This window comes from Leptolyngbya sp. GGD (assembly GCF_026735145.1).
Classification (GTDB): Bacteria; Cyanobacteriota; Cyanobacteriia; order Leptolyngbyales; family Leptolyngbyaceae; genus Leptolyngbya; species Leptolyngbya boryana.
In genome coordinates this window covers 18,196-34,205 of the sequence record NZ_JAPQKE010000005.1, presented here as the reverse complement: position 1 = coordinate 34,205, position 16,010 = coordinate 18,196, and the positions used below count along the sequence as shown (strand labels likewise).

Here is a 16,010-nt window from a genome sequence, read left to right as displayed (position 1 = left end):
CCATGAACACGACATCCAATCACTACTACAAAGTTGGCGGCAGTTTGGATCGGGATGCACCGAGCTATGGGGTGCGGCAGGCGGATGAGGATTTTTATCAGGCACTCAAAGCTGGAGAGTTTTGCTATGTGCTGAATTCTCGTCAAATGGGCAAGTCAAGTCTGCGGGTGCGAACAGTGGCAAGGTTAGAAGCAGAGGGGATCGCTTGTAGTCAGATTGATATTACGTCGATCGGGAGTCGAGGGATCACGGCATCAGAGTGGTATTGGGGTGTAGTGCGGCGATTGGCGCGATCGTTCAAAACATCTATCGATCTAAAAACTTGGTGGCAGGAGCGAGCAGAAGCTTCTCCAGTTGATCGTTTGAGTCAGTTTATTGAAGAGGTATTGCTGGTTGAGGTGCAGTCGTCGATCGCGATTTTTATTGATGAGATTGATAGCATCTTGAATCTGGACTTTAAGGATGATTTCTTTGCGCTGATTCGGACTTGCTATAACCAACGGGCGGAAAATCCAGAATATCGACGGCTGACGTTTGCGCTGTTGGGGGTGGCAACACCTTCGGATTTGATTCAGGATAAGAGCCGAACGCCGTTTAATATTGGTCGATCGATTGATTTGCGAGGGTTGCAACTGCATGAGGTAGAACCATTGGCGCAGGGGTTGCAAGGAAAGGCGGAAGATGCGATCGCGGTTCTAAAATCTATCCTCGATTGGACAGGCGGACAACCGTTTCTGACTCAAAAAATCTGTCAATTTGTGCAATCAGAAGCGGATTGGATTCCCGCTGGACAGGAAGCGGAACGAGTGAAATTTCTGGTGCAGTCTCGTGTGATTGAGAATTGGGAAGGGCAGGATGAACCTGAGCATTTGCGAACGATTCGTAATAGAGTACAGTTTGATGAGCAGCAAATAGGAGAATTACTTGGGCTGTATCAGCAAATTTTGAGATTAGGACAAGTGGCAGCAACGGGACGTCTAGAAGAGCTTGATTTGCGCTTGACGGGATTGCTGGTAGAGCAGCAGGGCAAGCTAAAGGTTCATAACTCGATTTATGCAGAAGTGTTTGATCAAGCTTGGATTGAGCAGATGCTGGCGAATTTACGACCCTACGCAGCGTCAATTACAGCTTGGACAACTTCTGAAAGGCAAGATGAAACTCAACTTTTAACAGGCAAGGTACTGCGAGATACATTGGTTTGGGCGATCGGAAAGCGGTTGAGCTATGAAGATTATGATTTTCTGAATGCGAGTCAGGCGGCTGAGAAACGCATCATGCAGGAAGCAAATCAGATTTTGGCGGCAGCAAACCGGAAAGCACGACAACGGTTAAATTTGACAGGTGTATTGTTCGGGATAGCGGCAGCTGTGGCAACTGGAACTGGAATCTGGGCAAACACGGCTGCGAAAGCTGCCTATGAAGCTAGGACGAACGAAAAAGCTGCACATGAAAGGGCAAATGCTGCGAATCGGCAAGTAGAGACAGCACAGTCTCAATTAAGAAGCACAAATCGACAAGCAAGTCAGGCATTAGAAAACTTTCAGCAAGCAGAGCGAGAAGCTAGAACTGCAAAAGGTGATGAGAAACTAGCAAGGCAGGCATTAGCGCGGACAGAAAAAGAAGTAGATTCAGCTAGGTCAAAACTTATCCAGATTGAGCAAAAAGCAGAGCAGCAACTTGTAAAAGTTCGTCAGCAGCTTAAAGCTGCCAAGACGGAAAGAAATCAAGCAATTCAGGAAGCTCAAAATGCAGAGCGTGACTTTCAGGCGTTTGTTCCTAAAATGAATAGCCTTATAGCTCAGTTCAATGGGTTGCGAAAAGACCTTGTGATTAATCTTTTGAATTTAGGTAGTAATATGCATAGTCAAAAGAGATTTGATGATGCCATTATTGCTTATCAAAGCGGCATTGCGCTAGACCCCACTTATGCGCCTGCTTATAACGGTCTGGGCAGTGTACTACTTGACCAGAATAAATTTGATGAAGCTATGAATGCATATAGAAAAGCAATCGAACTTGACCCCACTTATGCGGCTCCTTATAGCGGTCTAGGTAGTTCACTATATTATCAAAAGAAACTGAACGAAGCTGCCACTGCTTATCGAGAAGCTATCGAACTCGACCCTTCCTTCTTTGCTGCCTATTACAATCTAGGCGGTGTATTGATCAGTCAGCAGAAATTTGATGAGGCGATTACTGCTTTCCAAAAAGCGGCTGAACTTGACCCTAAAAATCCTCTCCCTGTTAACGCTTTAGGTGAAGTGTTTCGTGCTCAAAAGAAACTAGATGAAGCCATCACTGCTTATCGAAAAGCCATTGAATTCGATCCGAAAAATGCCACGGTTTACAATAATCTAGGAATTACGTTGGGTGAGCAAAACAAGTTCGATGAATCAATTGCAGCATTTCAAAAAGCAATCGAACTCAACCCGCAATATGCTAGAGCAATCGCTAATCTCGGTAAAATTTACCATCTTCAAGGACTTAACCGGGAAGCTTTAGAACAACTCAATCGATCGATCGAGCTAGACCCCAATCTCAAGTGGGCGATCGAACTCCGCGACAAAATTCAAAAATCAGCCCCGTGAAGGCTCAAACCGAAGAACTGCGATCGCTGCACAAATGCCGGAGATGATTTGCCCAGAAAGCGATCGTATTCAGCACCACAACATTCTGAGTAAAATTAGAAGTACGATCGCTTGAATCGAGAAACTGCAATGAGCAAAGAAGAACTGCTTTTACAATATTGGCGCGAACTTCCTCCCGAATCTCAAGAAGAAGTCCTGAAACTTGCCCAATCCCTTAAACCTCAATCCGAATTTATCCCTCAAACGCCCCTTGCAGAGAAGCTGTGGGAGATTCGGCAACGTGCGATCGCAAATGGCATGAAATTACTCACCGAAGAAGAACTCGAACAAGAACTGGCAGAGCGACGGGGCGGATATCGTGAGCCTTAAGCTTGTCTATCTCGACTCCGGAGTCTTGATCAATGGTTTTCGAGGGCTGGATCAAGTGGGTATTCGCGCGCTTCAAATGCTGAACAACCCGGCAATCCAATTCGCATCCAGTGAATTTGTACGCCTAGAAACGCTGCCCAAAGCAATCTATCATCAGCGATCGGAAGAAGCACAATTTTATGAAACCTTCTTCAATGCCGTCACAATTTGGGCAAATGATTTTGATGCCATCATTCAAGCCGGAAAGCAAATTGCCTGCACCTATGGTCTAGCAGGAATGGATGCCCTTCATATTGCTGCTGCTATTTCTATTCAGGCAGAAGAATTTATAACAACAGAAAGACCAACGAAGCCAATGCATCGTGTCAAAGAACTGCAAATTACCTCAGTTTCGAGTGAAAAAGTAAGCGGTTGAGGAAGTGAGATCGCCTGAAATCTTATCAGAAGATATCTTGTCATTAGATGGAGGAATTTAAAAGCGATCGTGCCGTTGCCTAATGAGTAATCGTTATCTGCGCTCTTTCCAGTAGCCAGGTTCTCGACTACAGTGCATGACCGCAAGAATAAGAAGGTAATCTTCCTCGATCGTGTATAAAATTCCATAAGGAAACCTTCGCGTCAGACAACGCCGCACATCTTCTTCGATCTCGCTCCAACTCTCAGGCGATTCCCGAATCCGATAAATTGCATTTTCAACTGCATTGATAAAAGCCTGTGCAACTTCCGGGCGTTGCCGATTGTAATGGCGTTGCCGATTGTAATACTGAACTGCCTCAGCGTATTCTGCCAGTGCTTCAGGATGAAAGGCGTATTTCATTCAAGGAGCAATCTGACTTGAGCGAGAGCATCTTCCCCGGATATCGGTTCAACCTTGCCACGTCTCACTTCATCCCGCCGCCGCTTTGCCTCTGATGTCCAAGCCTTCTGAATCGCTGGATCGGTATCAAATTCCAAACTTTCTACCAATTTCTCAGCTAAAAGCGCCCTAGAAGCACTAGGAAGTGACAACAATTCTTCGGTAATTTGCTCGATCGATTTCATGAGTACCAGCCGACTGCCAGATTTTATCTTTAGCTTACTACTTCCCTCGAAGTTTTTGAGAATAAAAAGAAGCGGATTCGGCACCTTTCGTACATTCTTGAGTGAAATGAATCAAGTGATGAGCGACTAAACCGATATGAATCACTTGCTCGATTTTTGTCTTTTTCAACGCAGGTGATGCCATTTGCCAAAATGTCTTGCGATAGTTACTAAAAACTCCCACTCTGAGCAAGATTTTTGCAAGCATGGTTAGCCCTCGACGAATCTTATCTGGAGAGGTGCGTGCAGGCCTATTTGGAACTTTGATCCGATTCGGATAAGTGTGTTGGCATTGATAAGCAAATCGCTCGTACAGAAAGTTGGGTTCGTAAGCTGCACTAATACAGCGATTCCACATTGCAATGACTTCTTCATAGGGCATGAGAAAGTCAATATTCGATTCTCGTCCAACTTCTGAAACAATGCGTCCTTCAGCTTGGAGACGGTTCCAGAGCGGGGTTTTTGGTAAAGCGTAGAGCAGATTGATCGTCAGCATCGGAATCTGCGATCGCTCAATAAATTCCAAAATGCGATCGACCGTTTCTGGTGTATCTGTATCGAATCCTAAAATGATCCCTGAAACAACTTCCATGCCATATTGATTCAAAGTTTTGATTGCTTCGAGCATCGGCATACTCAGATTTTGCGTTTTAGAAATCGCGCGTAATGCCTCTGGCTCTGGAGTTTCAATGCCGCAGAAAACGGTGCAGAAATAAGCTTCGCGCATCATTTCAAGGAGCTTTGGACTCTGTGCTAGATTCAGCGTTGCTTCACAGGCAAATTGAACTGGATAACCGTTTGTTTTTTGCCATTCAATTAGATGGGGCAGGAGTTCTGCAACGGCTCGACGATTGCCAACAAAATTGTCATCGACAAAGTAAACGGCTCCAGGATTTCCAGCCTCTAGCATGGCATCTAGTTCTCGGAGCACTTGTTGAGGCGATTTTAAGCGGGGATCGCGACCATAGAGGGCTGGAATGTCGCAGAATTCACATTGATAGGGACAACCACTGGAGTATTGAATGTTCGCAAGAAAATATTGATTTAAGTTGAGCTTGTCATAGGCAGGTGTGGGAAATTCAGCAAGCGGTAAGCGATCGACGGTTTCAAACCGGATTTGCTGAGTCGGGCGCTGATGATGGAGATCGAGATATTCGATCATACGATCGCTAGCATCTCCTAATTCGCCGAGATGCAAGATATCAAAGTCAGAATAGTATTCTGGACAGCCTGAAACTGAGGGACCACCTAGCACAGTAATTTTTCCAGCTTGATGAGCAAGTGCATTAATGTGCTGAATTTGTGGGCGTTGGATATGCATTCCGCTGACAATCACAACATCTGCCCAACGATAATCAGCGCGGGAAGCAGGTCGAATGTTTTCATCAATAAAACGCACATCCCATTCTGAAGGCAAATAGGCAGCAACAATTAAAAGTCCCTGTGGAGGCATGAAAGCCTTTACACCTTTTAATCCAAAGGCATGATGAAAGGTGCCAAAAGATCGACTGTACTTTGGAAAAACGCAGAGAATACGGCGATGAGTAGTCGGACGATACCGGGTATTTTGGGATTGAGGAGCAACAGCATTGGGTGACCCAAGCAGACCTGTCATTACAAATCTCTCCCGAACTTATTTCTGAGGTTGTTTGAATATTAGCAGGATCAAGTTAATGCTGGAATGTTGATTGGCGAATACAGCACTCGATTTTGCTTCAAGTTGTCTTAGCTACAAACTGACCTACTGAAATCAGGAACGAAAGGTGCATTGATAGACTTAATATCTTCCGAAGGGTAGAGGCAAAATTCTCTCTAATGATTAGGAGTAACCAATGGTAGAGCTAGCTGCACGCTTGATGTTAGCAGAATTAATCTGTTGCGCCTAATGCTTTCAGCGCTAATCTCTGCGCAGAAGTAATTCCGGTTACTCCCCGAATATTTGTCCCTTCATAGGGTCGATCAGGAATGAAGGTCTGCAAACACTGTGCATCTTGCAAATCCCACATCCGAACTGTTCCATCATGGCTTCCAGTTGCGATAGTCATTGTTTCGCCTGGACGAAACGCGATCGAGGATCTGACCGAATGCATCAAAATCGGCAGTGTTTTCGCACAAGCAAAATGCTCAGTTTCCCAGAGTTTCACGGTTTGATCTAAGCTTCCACTTGCTAAAAAACGACCATCTAAACTGAAAGCAACTGTCCAGACATTGTTTTCGTGTCCCTGTAAGATCTGCACACATTCCCCGGTTTGAACATTCCAAACTCTGACGGTTTCATCTCCACTGCCGCTGGCAAGTAACGTTCCGTCTGGACTAAACGCGATCGCTTGAATTTGTCCTGTATGTCCCTGTAACACATGCAAGCACTCTGCTGCTTCCACTGACCAAATCCGAATCGTTTGATCATCACTACTACTCGCAATCACTGAGCCATCTGAACTAAAAGTAACTGCCCAAATCCAACTCGAATGTCCGGTTAAAACCTCCAAGCATTGTCCAGTTTTGACCGACCAGAGCCGAATCGTTTGATCATCGCTGCCGCTCGCTAAGATCTGACCATTCGGACTAAATGCTACAGACTGTACCCAATTTGAGTGTCCTTGTAATTGTTTGAGGCATTCCCCGGTTGCAACTGACCAAATCCGAACAGTTCGATCGAGACTACTACTCGCAGCCCATTCTCCGTTCGGATGAAAGGTGACTGAAGTGACCCAATCTTGATGTCCTCGTAGCGTTTTCGAGCAAGTTCCTGACTGGATTGACCAGAGCCGAAGGGTGCGATCTGTACTCCCGCTCGCGAGCAATTGCCCATCTGGATGAAATGCGACCGAAAAGATAGAGTTTGTATAGCCTGTGAGGGTCTTTAAACAGCGACCTGTGGTAGTGTCCCAAAGCTTAACAGTATGGTCAGTACTACCGCTGGCAATTAACTGATTGAACGCCACTGAGAAGACAGAATTTGTGTGCCCCTTGAGTGTTTGCACACATTGCCCAGTGTGGATATCCCAAACTTTAATGGTTTGATCATCGCTACTACTGACTAACCGTTGAGAATCTGAGCTAAAAGTAATTGATCGCACTCGATCGCGATGTTCACTCAAGACCTTCAAACATTCACCCGTTTCTAATGCCCATAATCGAATTGTATGATCCGCGCTTCCGCTAGCCAGCAGTTGACCATCAGGACTAAACGAAACTGACCAAATGCGATCGCGATGTTGCTGATAAATTGCCTGACATTCGCCACTCTGCATAGCCCAAATTCGCACAGTTCGGTCATCGCTGCCACTCGCTAAATACTGACCATCCGCGCTAAATGCAACCGAAAGAATTCGACCCGTATGACCCGTTAAAACTTGGTAGCATTCTCCTGTTTTAACGTTTCGCAGTTGAACAGTCGGCTCATCGCCACCACTTGCGATCGTAGTTCCATCTGCGCTAAAAGCAACAGACCAAATCGCGCTAGTATGACCTCGAAGAACTTGTAAACATTCACCAGTCTCGACTTGCCAGACTCGAATTGTTTTATCGCTGCTACAACTTGCTAGCAAGCTTCCATCAGGACTAAAAGCAACTGCCCAAACCCAGCCCCGATGTCCTGAAAGATTCAATAACGGTTCTCCAGAAGAAACTTGCCAAAGCCGCAATCCTCCTTCAGCATCGCCTGTAGCTAACTGAGTACCATCGGGACTAAAAGCAACCGTAAAGACCACGCCCAATGTGTCTGCAAATGCAGAACGACTGAGATCAGAATTTGCTAAGTTTACTCGATCGAGATTCACCTGGCGGAAATCTGCTTGCCAAATTGCTAAATCAGATAAGTCATGATGCTTCAGCCGAGGTTGGAGCTGACAAAGTAAATTTAAGAGATTTCCACCTGCATAGCCGATATCTGATACGGGATTATCTTGAAGTTGGTGAATTCTATCGACCAAAAGATGCTCGATGTTCCCTGGAGAATTTGCTTGTAAAGTCGAGATTACAGGCTGCAAACTCAATCGAATTTGAGCCTCTCGAACATCATCACTAGCTTGGGGTTTGAGCAATGCGTGAGTTTTTAAGCGGAGCAGCTCTCCGGTTTGAATTTCTTGGCAAATTTTTTCAACCAAGCAATCAGTCACGTATTCCATGATCACAGGCTGGAGCGAAAATTTCGCATTCACCTTTTCGATTAAAGAGCGTTGCTCTAGGAGTTCTAAAATCTCGATCAATCGCTGCACTGAAAGCGGCGGAAATATGTCAGCTTTGAGTTCTGAAAATGAAACTGGCTCACGGTACACTGCTAGCCAATCCATCACCGTTTTTTCGGACTCTGAGAGCCGCTGAAATTGTTGCTCGATCAGCGATCGAATATTACCTAATGCCCAAGCATCCTGGCTGAGAAAATCCGCTAATTGTCCATCAAATAAATTCTGAATCGTCGTGGAAATCATTTTCAAGGCTAAGGGATTGCCTGAATATCCGGCGATCAATCGGCTCCAGTCCGTCTCTGTGCCGCGAAAGGTTCCCTTAATTTGCAAAAGCTGCTGTCCCGCTGCAAGCGTTAAGCCGCGCAACATCAGCGATCGCACAGGTAGCACATTGCCTTCTAGCATACCAATTTCATAAGGTTTCTCGCGGCTCGTCAGCACACTACAACTCTGATGAATCGTTTCTCCAAGCTGCCGAAACAATTCTCCATATTGCTCATAGCCACTGCGATACTGATTCCCTTGCAGAACGGTTTCAACATTGTCCAGTACGAGCAAACAGCGTCGCGATCGCATTTCTTGCAATAATCGAGAAATCGTCACATCTCGCTGATTAGAAATTGCTTCACTAGATAACACCTGAATCACGTCTAGCAGCAATTCCTGCACAGATGGAGCATTTCTGAGCGATCGCCAAATAATCCAGTCGAACTGGTTTTGGAGCTGTTTTGCAAGCTTCACCGAGAGCAAAGTTTTACCCATCCCGCCGATCCCAACAATCGAGATCAAGCGGCATTGATCCTCACAAATCCACTGCTGTAACTGAGATAGCTCATGCTCTCGCCCACAAAAAAAACTCACATCGACAGCATCGCCCCAATCTTGAGCTTGAATGATTTGTTTGCTAATGACTGGTTGTCTCTGTTCTTGAGATTGAAAGCGTCGCTCGATCGCGGCTCGAAAACTGGTTTTATTGACTTTTTCACCCAGAACTTCTGACAACAATTTCCAAAGTTTTGGACCAACATCGTGTTTTAGATAAGTTCCTGAATAGCCATAAGTATCAGCAATTTGGTCATAACTTTGACGCTCCCACGACCAAGACGATCGCAGCATTGCCAATTGCAGATCGTTCAGATGTATGCCAATTTTTTCAAACACAAGTCGATCAGTAAAGGCTAGTGTTGCGTCAATATCCATGCTGTCAAACTGATGAATTTATCCCTGACATGAACTTAAGACCTCTCTCATCAAAAATCAAACAAAATAGTTGCGGCATTTCGCAAGATATTCTTTAAACTGCTGGTGTGATCCGTAATCCTGACATCACAACCAGTAACAATTTAAGTATAAGATGCCCATTCGCCTTCAACCGTCATGATATTGGCAATGCTTTGGAATCGATTTTTTCGATTTCTTCTCAAACGAATTGTGCTGGTTTTGGCACTTCTGCTTTGTCTCGGAGCCGGAATCGCGCTGGCAAATATGTCTCGCTTGTCCACGAACTTGATCGAGTCCCAAGCAATCCAAAATGCCGCTCTACATGCCCAGTCTTTTCAACAAGCGATCGCGCTCTACAGCGATTCTGCTGCTGATCGTGCTAAACCTGTGAAAGGCATTACTGTGACTCATGCTTATCTGAACCAGTCTGGAGGTATTCCTTTGCCCTCAACGTTCGCTCTCGAACTGGGAAATCAAATCAGCGAAAAGAATCCAGAAATGGTGGTGCGCTTGTTCAGCGAGTATCCATTTCCGTGGCGGGGTGCGAGGCAAGCCGATGCATTGGAAAAAGATGCGATCGCATTTTTGCAGAAAACTCCGCGATCGCCCTTTGTGCGATTTGAGCGAAAAGATGGGCATACCACCCTGTTTTACGGTGAAGCCAGCATCATGAAGCAAACCTGCGTTGAGTGCCACAATACGCATCAGCAAAGCCCGAAAAAAGATTGGGCAGTCGGTGATGTTGCTGGAGTCTGGGAGATTCGCCAACCGCTGGATCAATTTGTCGAGAAAGTCAATCGCAATCTGCAAGGAACCTTTGCGATGCTAGGCAGCATGTCGGTCATCGGACTATCGGGTTTAACTTTGGTTGTAGGACGATTGCGACAAACAGCAAAAGAGCTAGAACAGCGAGTGCGAGAACGAACCTTTGATCTCGCTCAGGCAAATACAGATTTAGAGAAACGCAATAGTCTGATTCGTCAAGTCTTTGGACGTTACTTAAGCGATGCGGTTGTTGGCACGTTACTCGATCAACCGACCGGACTAAAGTTAGGTGGGGATCGGCGAACGATTACGATTTTGACTTCTGATCTGCGAGGCTTTAGTACACTCTCAGAGCGCTTACCTCCCGAAAAAGTGATTGAGATTCTGAATTTGTACCTTGAAGATATGGCAGAAGTGATTAACCAGTATCAAGGCACGATCGATGAATTTATGGGAGATGGCATCTTAGTGCTGTTTGGTGCGCCTCTGTCTCAAGCTGATGATGCGCTGCGAGCCGTTGCCTGTGCCTGCGCGATGCAACTGACAATGGGATTGGTCAATGAGAAGCTACAAGCCTTAAATTTACCTCAGCTAGAAATGGGAATTGGTATCAATACCGGAGAAGTCATTGTTGGGAACATTGGGTCTGAAAAACGGACGAAGTATGGAGTCGTCGGCAGTTCTGTGAATTTGACCTATCGGATCGAGTCTTATACCCAAGGTGGGCAAATTCTAATTTCTGAGCAGACCCGTCAGGCTTTAGGTCAGAATGTGCAAATTATGGGCGAGAAACAGGTTCATCCGAAAGGGTTTGAGAACCCGATTACTATCTATGATGTCTATGGGATTAGAGGTCGCTACAATCTCTTTCTTCCCAAAGATAAGCCGATAGTTTGAGAACTTTAGTAGTCCTGAATTGGTTGTGGAGTGGGGAGTAGGGAATTGGTTTCTTGGTAGCTCTCTACTTCCTACTCCCTACCCCCTACTCTTTTCAGCATTCACAACTCAAACAGAGCCGCCCTATCACCGTTTTCAAACTTCAATTTCGACGGAGACAGGATGACCTTCACTTAGCTCTAGCACTTTGCCTTGATGCTCGATCGATAATCCCTGTCCGTTTTGCAGGAGATAAGTTGCTGTCTTGTCATGCATCTCAACCCATAATCGCTGACCTCGCACCGTTAGGGGAAATCGCAGGCGTTGAATGATCTTCGGCAGCCTAGGATGAAAGGATAGTCGCCCGTCATCATCGCGGAGTCCTGCAAAACCATACACTTGAATCATCCAAGTTCCGCCCATTGCTGCAATATGACAGCCATCTTTCACATTGCCCGCGACATTGCCTAAGTCCATTAAGCTCGCATAGGCTGCATATTCGATCGCTTCATCCATGTATCCAATTTCAGCAGCAAGGATGCTTTGAATACAGACTGATAAAGAAGAGTCACCTGTTGTGAGCGGATCATAATAGTCAAAATTGCGGCGTTTCTGCTCTTGTGAAAATTCGTGTCCTAGTAAAAACATAGCAAGCACAACATCGGCTTGTTTGATCACCTGATGGCGATAGATCACGAGGGGATGAAAATGCAGCAATAAAGGGTATTTGTCAGGAGGTGTATTCTCGAAATCCCAAACTTCATCATCGAGAAAACCATCATGCTGTAAGTGAATTCCTCGCGATTGATCATAAGGCAGATACATACGATCAGCAGCCTTTCGCCAACACTCTACTTCAGCCAAATCGAGATGAGTTAGATGTACTAAAGCCTGAAATTGTTCTGCATTCTTGTCTCGCAACGTTTCAATTGTTTCAGCGGCATACCACAGATTCTCACGCGCCATCAAATTCGTATAGGCATTGTTATTGACCACAGTGTTGTACTCATCAGGTCCAGTCACACCATTGATGCAGAATTGATCTCCTTTGCGTGGTGAAAAGAACCCTAAGCTATACCACATTCGTGCTGTTTCAACTAGCATCTCTGCGCCTTCTCGGAAACGAAACTCTTCATCTCCAGTCGCTTCGATATACTTCTTCAGCGCATACATAATGTCAGCATTGATGTGATACTGGGCAGTTCCGGCTGCATAGTTCCCAGATGCTTCTTCACCATTGATTGTTCTCCAAGGAAATAAGGCTCCCGCTTGACTCACTTGTTTCGCCCGCGATCGCGCTTGCTGCAACATGTTGTATCGAAACCGCAGCAAGTTCTTCGCAATCTGTGGCGAGGTGTAGATCAAGAACGGCAAAACATAGATTTCCATATCCCAGAAATAATGCCCTTCGTAAGCTTGGCTAGTTAACCCCTTCGCCGCAACTCCAGCATCTTGCGATCGCGCCGAAGCCTGCAAAATGTGAAAGAGATTAAACCGCAGCACTTGCTGCATTTTCTCGGTTGAATCTGGTGCATCTGGATGTCCTTCGATTTGCACATCACTGCGCTGCCAAAAATCATTCAAGTAATCATACTGACTGGCTAAGAGTTGATCAAAGCCTTGTCTGAGCGCACGATCGAGGGCACGATTTGAGCGATCGCACAATTCTTGAGCAGAAGCACGCTGACCTGTGTGATAGGTAATCAGTTTGATCAATCGGATTGGTACACCTGCTTGAGCATCCACACTGAACACAACTTTACCTTTATCTTCAGAAGCTTGTGCTTCATAGAGATAAGAGCATCCCGTTTCAAAAATATGATCAATCCCACAGGTGACACTCATTTGACTATTGCGAGTGCGATGGCTGAGTAAGATGCGCTGCTTCTCGCAGAAGTGATGCTCTGGTAATAAAACCCGTTCTTTGAAACCTTTGGTGAGGCGAGGATCATTTGTATTGCTAGAAGGCGTGGGATCATAACAAACTTCTGAAGACAGTACGATCGGGGCATTGGCATTGAGAACCGTCACTTCGTAAGAAATCGCCGCAAGATGGCGATGCTCAAACGAGGCGAATCGACGAGAGCGAATCTTCACTTGTTTTCCCGATGACGTTTCCCAAATGATTGTGCGATCGAGCGTTCCCGATCGCATATCTAAGGCGCGTTCATACTGCGATAAATGGGCAGTCGGGAGATAGAACGGCTCATCATCAACGTAGAGCCTAATGGTTTTACTATCTGCGACATTGACGATGGTTTGCCCGGTTTTTGCATAACCATAGGCTTCCTCAGCATATTCAATCTGCGAGGTTTCATAGAAACCATTGATTAAGGTACTATTTTGCCAAACGGGATCACCTTCATCACACGTTCCGCGCATTCCTAAGTAACCATTTGCGGTCGAAAACAAAGTTTCCATCTGCTCTAAAAAATCAGGGGCGAACTTTGTTTCAACCCATCTCCAAGCGTCGGCGGGATAAATATGTGTCGGGGGATGAAAGGGTTGGCGCTGGAGCATGGGTTAATCGTTTCAAATTGGACAACCCTATGTGTAACGAATTGTGTTGTGAGAATGTCACTCTCTAAAGGCAGAATGAAAGGAATCCAGAAGGTTCTCAATCTCAGTTAACAGATCTTCGATCACAATCGGTTTTGCTAAATGAGCATCGAACCCTGCCGCGATCGCGCTAAGCCGATCTTCTTCGCGCACATTCGCGGTTAAGGCAATCGCCGGAATACGATGAGATTGGCGAACTTGACGCATAAACTGATAGCCATCCATCTCTGGCATACTGATGTCACTGATGATGAGATCCGGCTGAAAGGGTTTCAGTTGGGCGATCGCGGCTTGCGCCGAGGCAGTAGAGATGACGATCGCGTGCTGGGATTCCAGAAAGAACTGGAGTAGCTCTCTGGTATCTGCCTCATCATCAATGACTAAAATCTTTCTGCCTTCTAAAACGGGAGTGAATTCTGGTGTGGATGGAATGGGTTCGGGCAACATTTCAGAATTTGCATTTGCGATCGGTAGTGTGATCACAAATGTTGCACCTTGATCGAGTCCTTCACTTTTCGCTTCGACTTGTCCATGATGCAACTCGACGAGATGGCGCACAATTGCGAGTCCTAATCCCAATCCACCAAAATTGCGAGTTGTGCCATTGTCTTCCTGACGAAATCGCTCAAAGACATAAGGGAGAAACTCTGGGTGAATGCCCTTTCCCGTATCACTGACCCGAATTTGCACATGGGTTGCGGTACAGTCTAAGAGAACTTCGATTTGTCCATGTTCAGGTGTGAACTTAATCGCATTTGTCAGCAAATTGACGATGACTTGCTGCAATCGATTTGGATCCCCGTAAACTAAAACTTTGGACGCTGCATTCGTCTGCGTGAAAGTTAGAGCAAGTGCTTTTGCTTCTGCCGATAAGCGAACTGTCTCGATCGCAGATCGAATAACTAAACTCAAATCTAGCTCTATTTCTCGCAAAATTAACTTGCCGCGCAAAATCCGAGAAACATCAAGTAAGTCTTCGATTAACTGGGATTGTAGCTTGGCATTTCGGGAAATTGTTTCCAATGCTTTCTCGGTGGTTGCTGGATCGAGCTTTCCGGTTTGTAATAGCTTCGACCAACCGAGAATTGGATTGAGTGGAGTGCGTAGCTCGTGTGAGACGATAGCTAAAAATTCATCTTTGACCTGATTTGCAGCTTCGGCTTGCGATCGCGCCATTTTCTCTCGCACGAGCAACTCATCTTTTTCATGATTCGCCTGTTTTAATTGGGCATTTGTTTGCTCTAAAATCTCAGCTAAACGCGATCGGGCTGCATATTCTGCAAGTTGTACTTGAGAGATTGCGAGTTTGACTTGGGTTTGAGTTTGCTGAGTAATTGCAGTTCCAGTCAATAAAGCGATCGCGCATTGAGTGAGCAAACTGAGCTTATGAACGGTGAGAACATCGGGATCAATTGGGAAATTTTGTAAGATTAAAGCATTAGGATACTTCAGGATATAGCTCAGTAGAGCAGCAATCACACAGAAGCTTGCCGTTGCTATACTGCCAATAGCTCCGAAGCGCAAAGCTGTCCAGAGGATTGGAATAAAGTTGAGAAAAGCAAACTGCTGAAACGCAAATCCGTTATGGCTCGTTTGCCAGACACTCAACATTGCGATCGCGATACTCATGCCAAAAATTGCAATTTTCTCGGCTCGAAAGCGAGAAGAGTTGCACGGATCAGAAGCACTTTTGGCTGGAAGTTCGCTCTCTGGAAGCCATCTCCAGTGTTGCAGTACTGGGTTTAAGGTCAATATCGCCAGCGGCGCGATGGTCATCGTTCCGATCGCATTGCCTAACCACCAGTGTGGGATTGTGCTTAAAACCCTCCCCCAAGGTAAATTTCCAATCGTGGCTAAGGTCAAAGTTCCACAGATTGCAGAACTAGCACAGGCGACAGTAGGAGCACTCAAGACAAAGACGCTGACATCTTTTACGCGATCAAGTGACAGAGATCGCTGCCAAACCCGCCGATAAAGCCACCAGGCTAGGAAAGGTTCTACGCCATCTATCAAACCCGCAAATTGGCTCCAACCGTGATTTCCCCAAAGTGGCGCGACTAGAGTTGAAACAATTCCAGTGAGGATCACAGCAGGCATTCCGAACCAAATTGCTAGCGTCACTGCAACCCCTGAAGGTGGAAACCAGAGTGAAACCGCAGGCTGTACACGAAACAGTAACGCTGCGTAATGGGACAGAATAAGAATTCCTGCACCAAGCAAAAGAGGCTGCCAGGACTGCCTAGAGGGTCGAGCGTTCATTCAATGGGCACATTTTGAGCAGGCTCTATTCTACGGAGAAGTGCCGATGACCGGATATCTCTTGAGACGGATCTTAATTATAGTTTGCTAAAGTTTAGTATCT

Annotated in this window: 11 protein-coding genes; 4 read left to right on the top strand and 7 right to left on the bottom strand. The window is 45.8% G+C overall.

Going from position 1 to position 16,010, the window contains the following annotated elements; translation table 11 throughout:
- Window positions 1-2 precede the first annotated feature (2 nt).
- Window positions 3-2,588, top strand: a complete 2,586-nt coding sequence (locus OU814_RS22045) for a tetratricopeptide repeat protein (RefSeq protein ID WP_268242109.1) — start codon at window positions 3-5, stop codon at window positions 2,586-2,588.
- Window positions 2,589-2,592: 4 nt separating this feature from the next.
- On the opposite strand, the gene OU814_RS22040 is transcribed toward OU814_RS22045, so the two are convergent.
- Window positions 2,593-2,718, bottom strand: a complete 126-nt coding sequence (locus OU814_RS22040; protein ID WP_268242108.1) for a hypothetical protein — start codon at window positions 2,716-2,718, stop codon at window positions 2,593-2,595.
- On the opposite strand from OU814_RS22040, the gene OU814_RS22035 reads away from it, so the two are divergent.
- Window positions 2,718-2,957: a hypothetical protein gene (locus OU814_RS22035; RefSeq protein ID WP_268242107.1), complete on the top strand. Its 240-nt coding sequence runs from the start codon at window positions 2,718-2,720 to the stop codon at window positions 2,955-2,957. The genes OU814_RS22040 and OU814_RS22035 overlap by 1 nt on opposite strands.
- Entirely contained in the window at window positions 2,947-3,372 is a 426-nt protein-coding gene (locus OU814_RS22030) for a type II toxin-antitoxin system VapC family toxin (protein ID WP_268242106.1), read from the top strand. The genes OU814_RS22035 and OU814_RS22030 overlap by 11 nt, the downstream gene beginning before the upstream one ends.
- A 93-nt stretch (window positions 3,373-3,465) precedes the next feature.
- Here the strand turns inward: OU814_RS22030 and OU814_RS22025 are convergent, their stop codons facing one another.
- The 4 genes from OU814_RS22025 to OU814_RS22010 form a co-directional block, all read right to left on the bottom strand.
- Window positions 3,466-3,774: a type II toxin-antitoxin system RelE/ParE family toxin gene (locus tag OU814_RS22025; protein WP_268242105.1), complete on the bottom strand. Its 309-nt coding sequence runs from the start codon at window positions 3,772-3,774 to the stop codon at window positions 3,466-3,468.
- Window positions 3,771-3,998 carry an addiction module protein gene (locus OU814_RS22020; RefSeq protein ID WP_268242104.1) on the bottom strand — a complete coding sequence of 76 codons (228 nt, stop codon included), beginning with the start codon at window positions 3,996-3,998 and terminating at the stop codon, window positions 3,771-3,773. The genes OU814_RS22025 and OU814_RS22020 overlap by 4 nt, the downstream gene beginning before the upstream one ends.
- 37 nt (window positions 3,999-4,035) lie before the next feature.
- On the bottom strand, window positions 4,036-5,652 hold the full coding sequence (locus OU814_RS22015; protein WP_268242103.1) for a B12-binding domain-containing radical SAM protein: 1,617 nt from the start codon (window positions 5,650-5,652) through the stop codon (window positions 4,036-4,038).
- Window positions 5,653-5,905: 253 nt separating this feature from the next.
- Complete coding sequence (locus OU814_RS22010; RefSeq protein ID WP_268242102.1) at window positions 5,906-9,427, bottom strand: NB-ARC domain-containing protein; 3,522 nt, start codon at window positions 9,425-9,427, stop codon at window positions 5,906-5,908.
- Between the two features lie 177 nt (window positions 9,428-9,604).
- On the opposite strand from OU814_RS22010, the gene OU814_RS22005 reads away from it, so the two are divergent.
- On the top strand, window positions 9,605-11,110 hold the full coding sequence (locus OU814_RS22005; RefSeq protein WP_268242101.1) for an adenylate/guanylate cyclase domain-containing protein: 1,506 nt from the start codon (window positions 9,605-9,607) through the stop codon (window positions 11,108-11,110).
- A 135-nt stretch (window positions 11,111-11,245) separates the two neighbouring features.
- Here the strand turns inward: OU814_RS22005 and OU814_RS22000 are convergent, their stop codons facing one another.
- Both OU814_RS22000 and OU814_RS21995 read right to left on the bottom strand, forming a co-directional pair.
- Window positions 11,246-13,609 carry a glycoside hydrolase family 65 protein gene (locus OU814_RS22000; RefSeq protein ID WP_268242100.1) on the bottom strand — a complete coding sequence of 788 codons (2,364 nt, stop codon included), beginning with the start codon at window positions 13,607-13,609 and terminating at the stop codon, window positions 11,246-11,248.
- A 57-nt stretch (window positions 13,610-13,666) separates the two neighbouring features.
- The gene (locus OU814_RS21995) at window positions 13,667-15,907 is read right to left on the bottom strand and encodes a hybrid sensor histidine kinase/response regulator (RefSeq protein ID WP_268242099.1); all 2,241 of its coding nucleotides are present in this window, start codon (window positions 15,905-15,907) and stop codon (window positions 13,667-13,669) included.
- Between the last annotated feature and the right edge of the window lie 103 nt (window positions 15,908-16,010).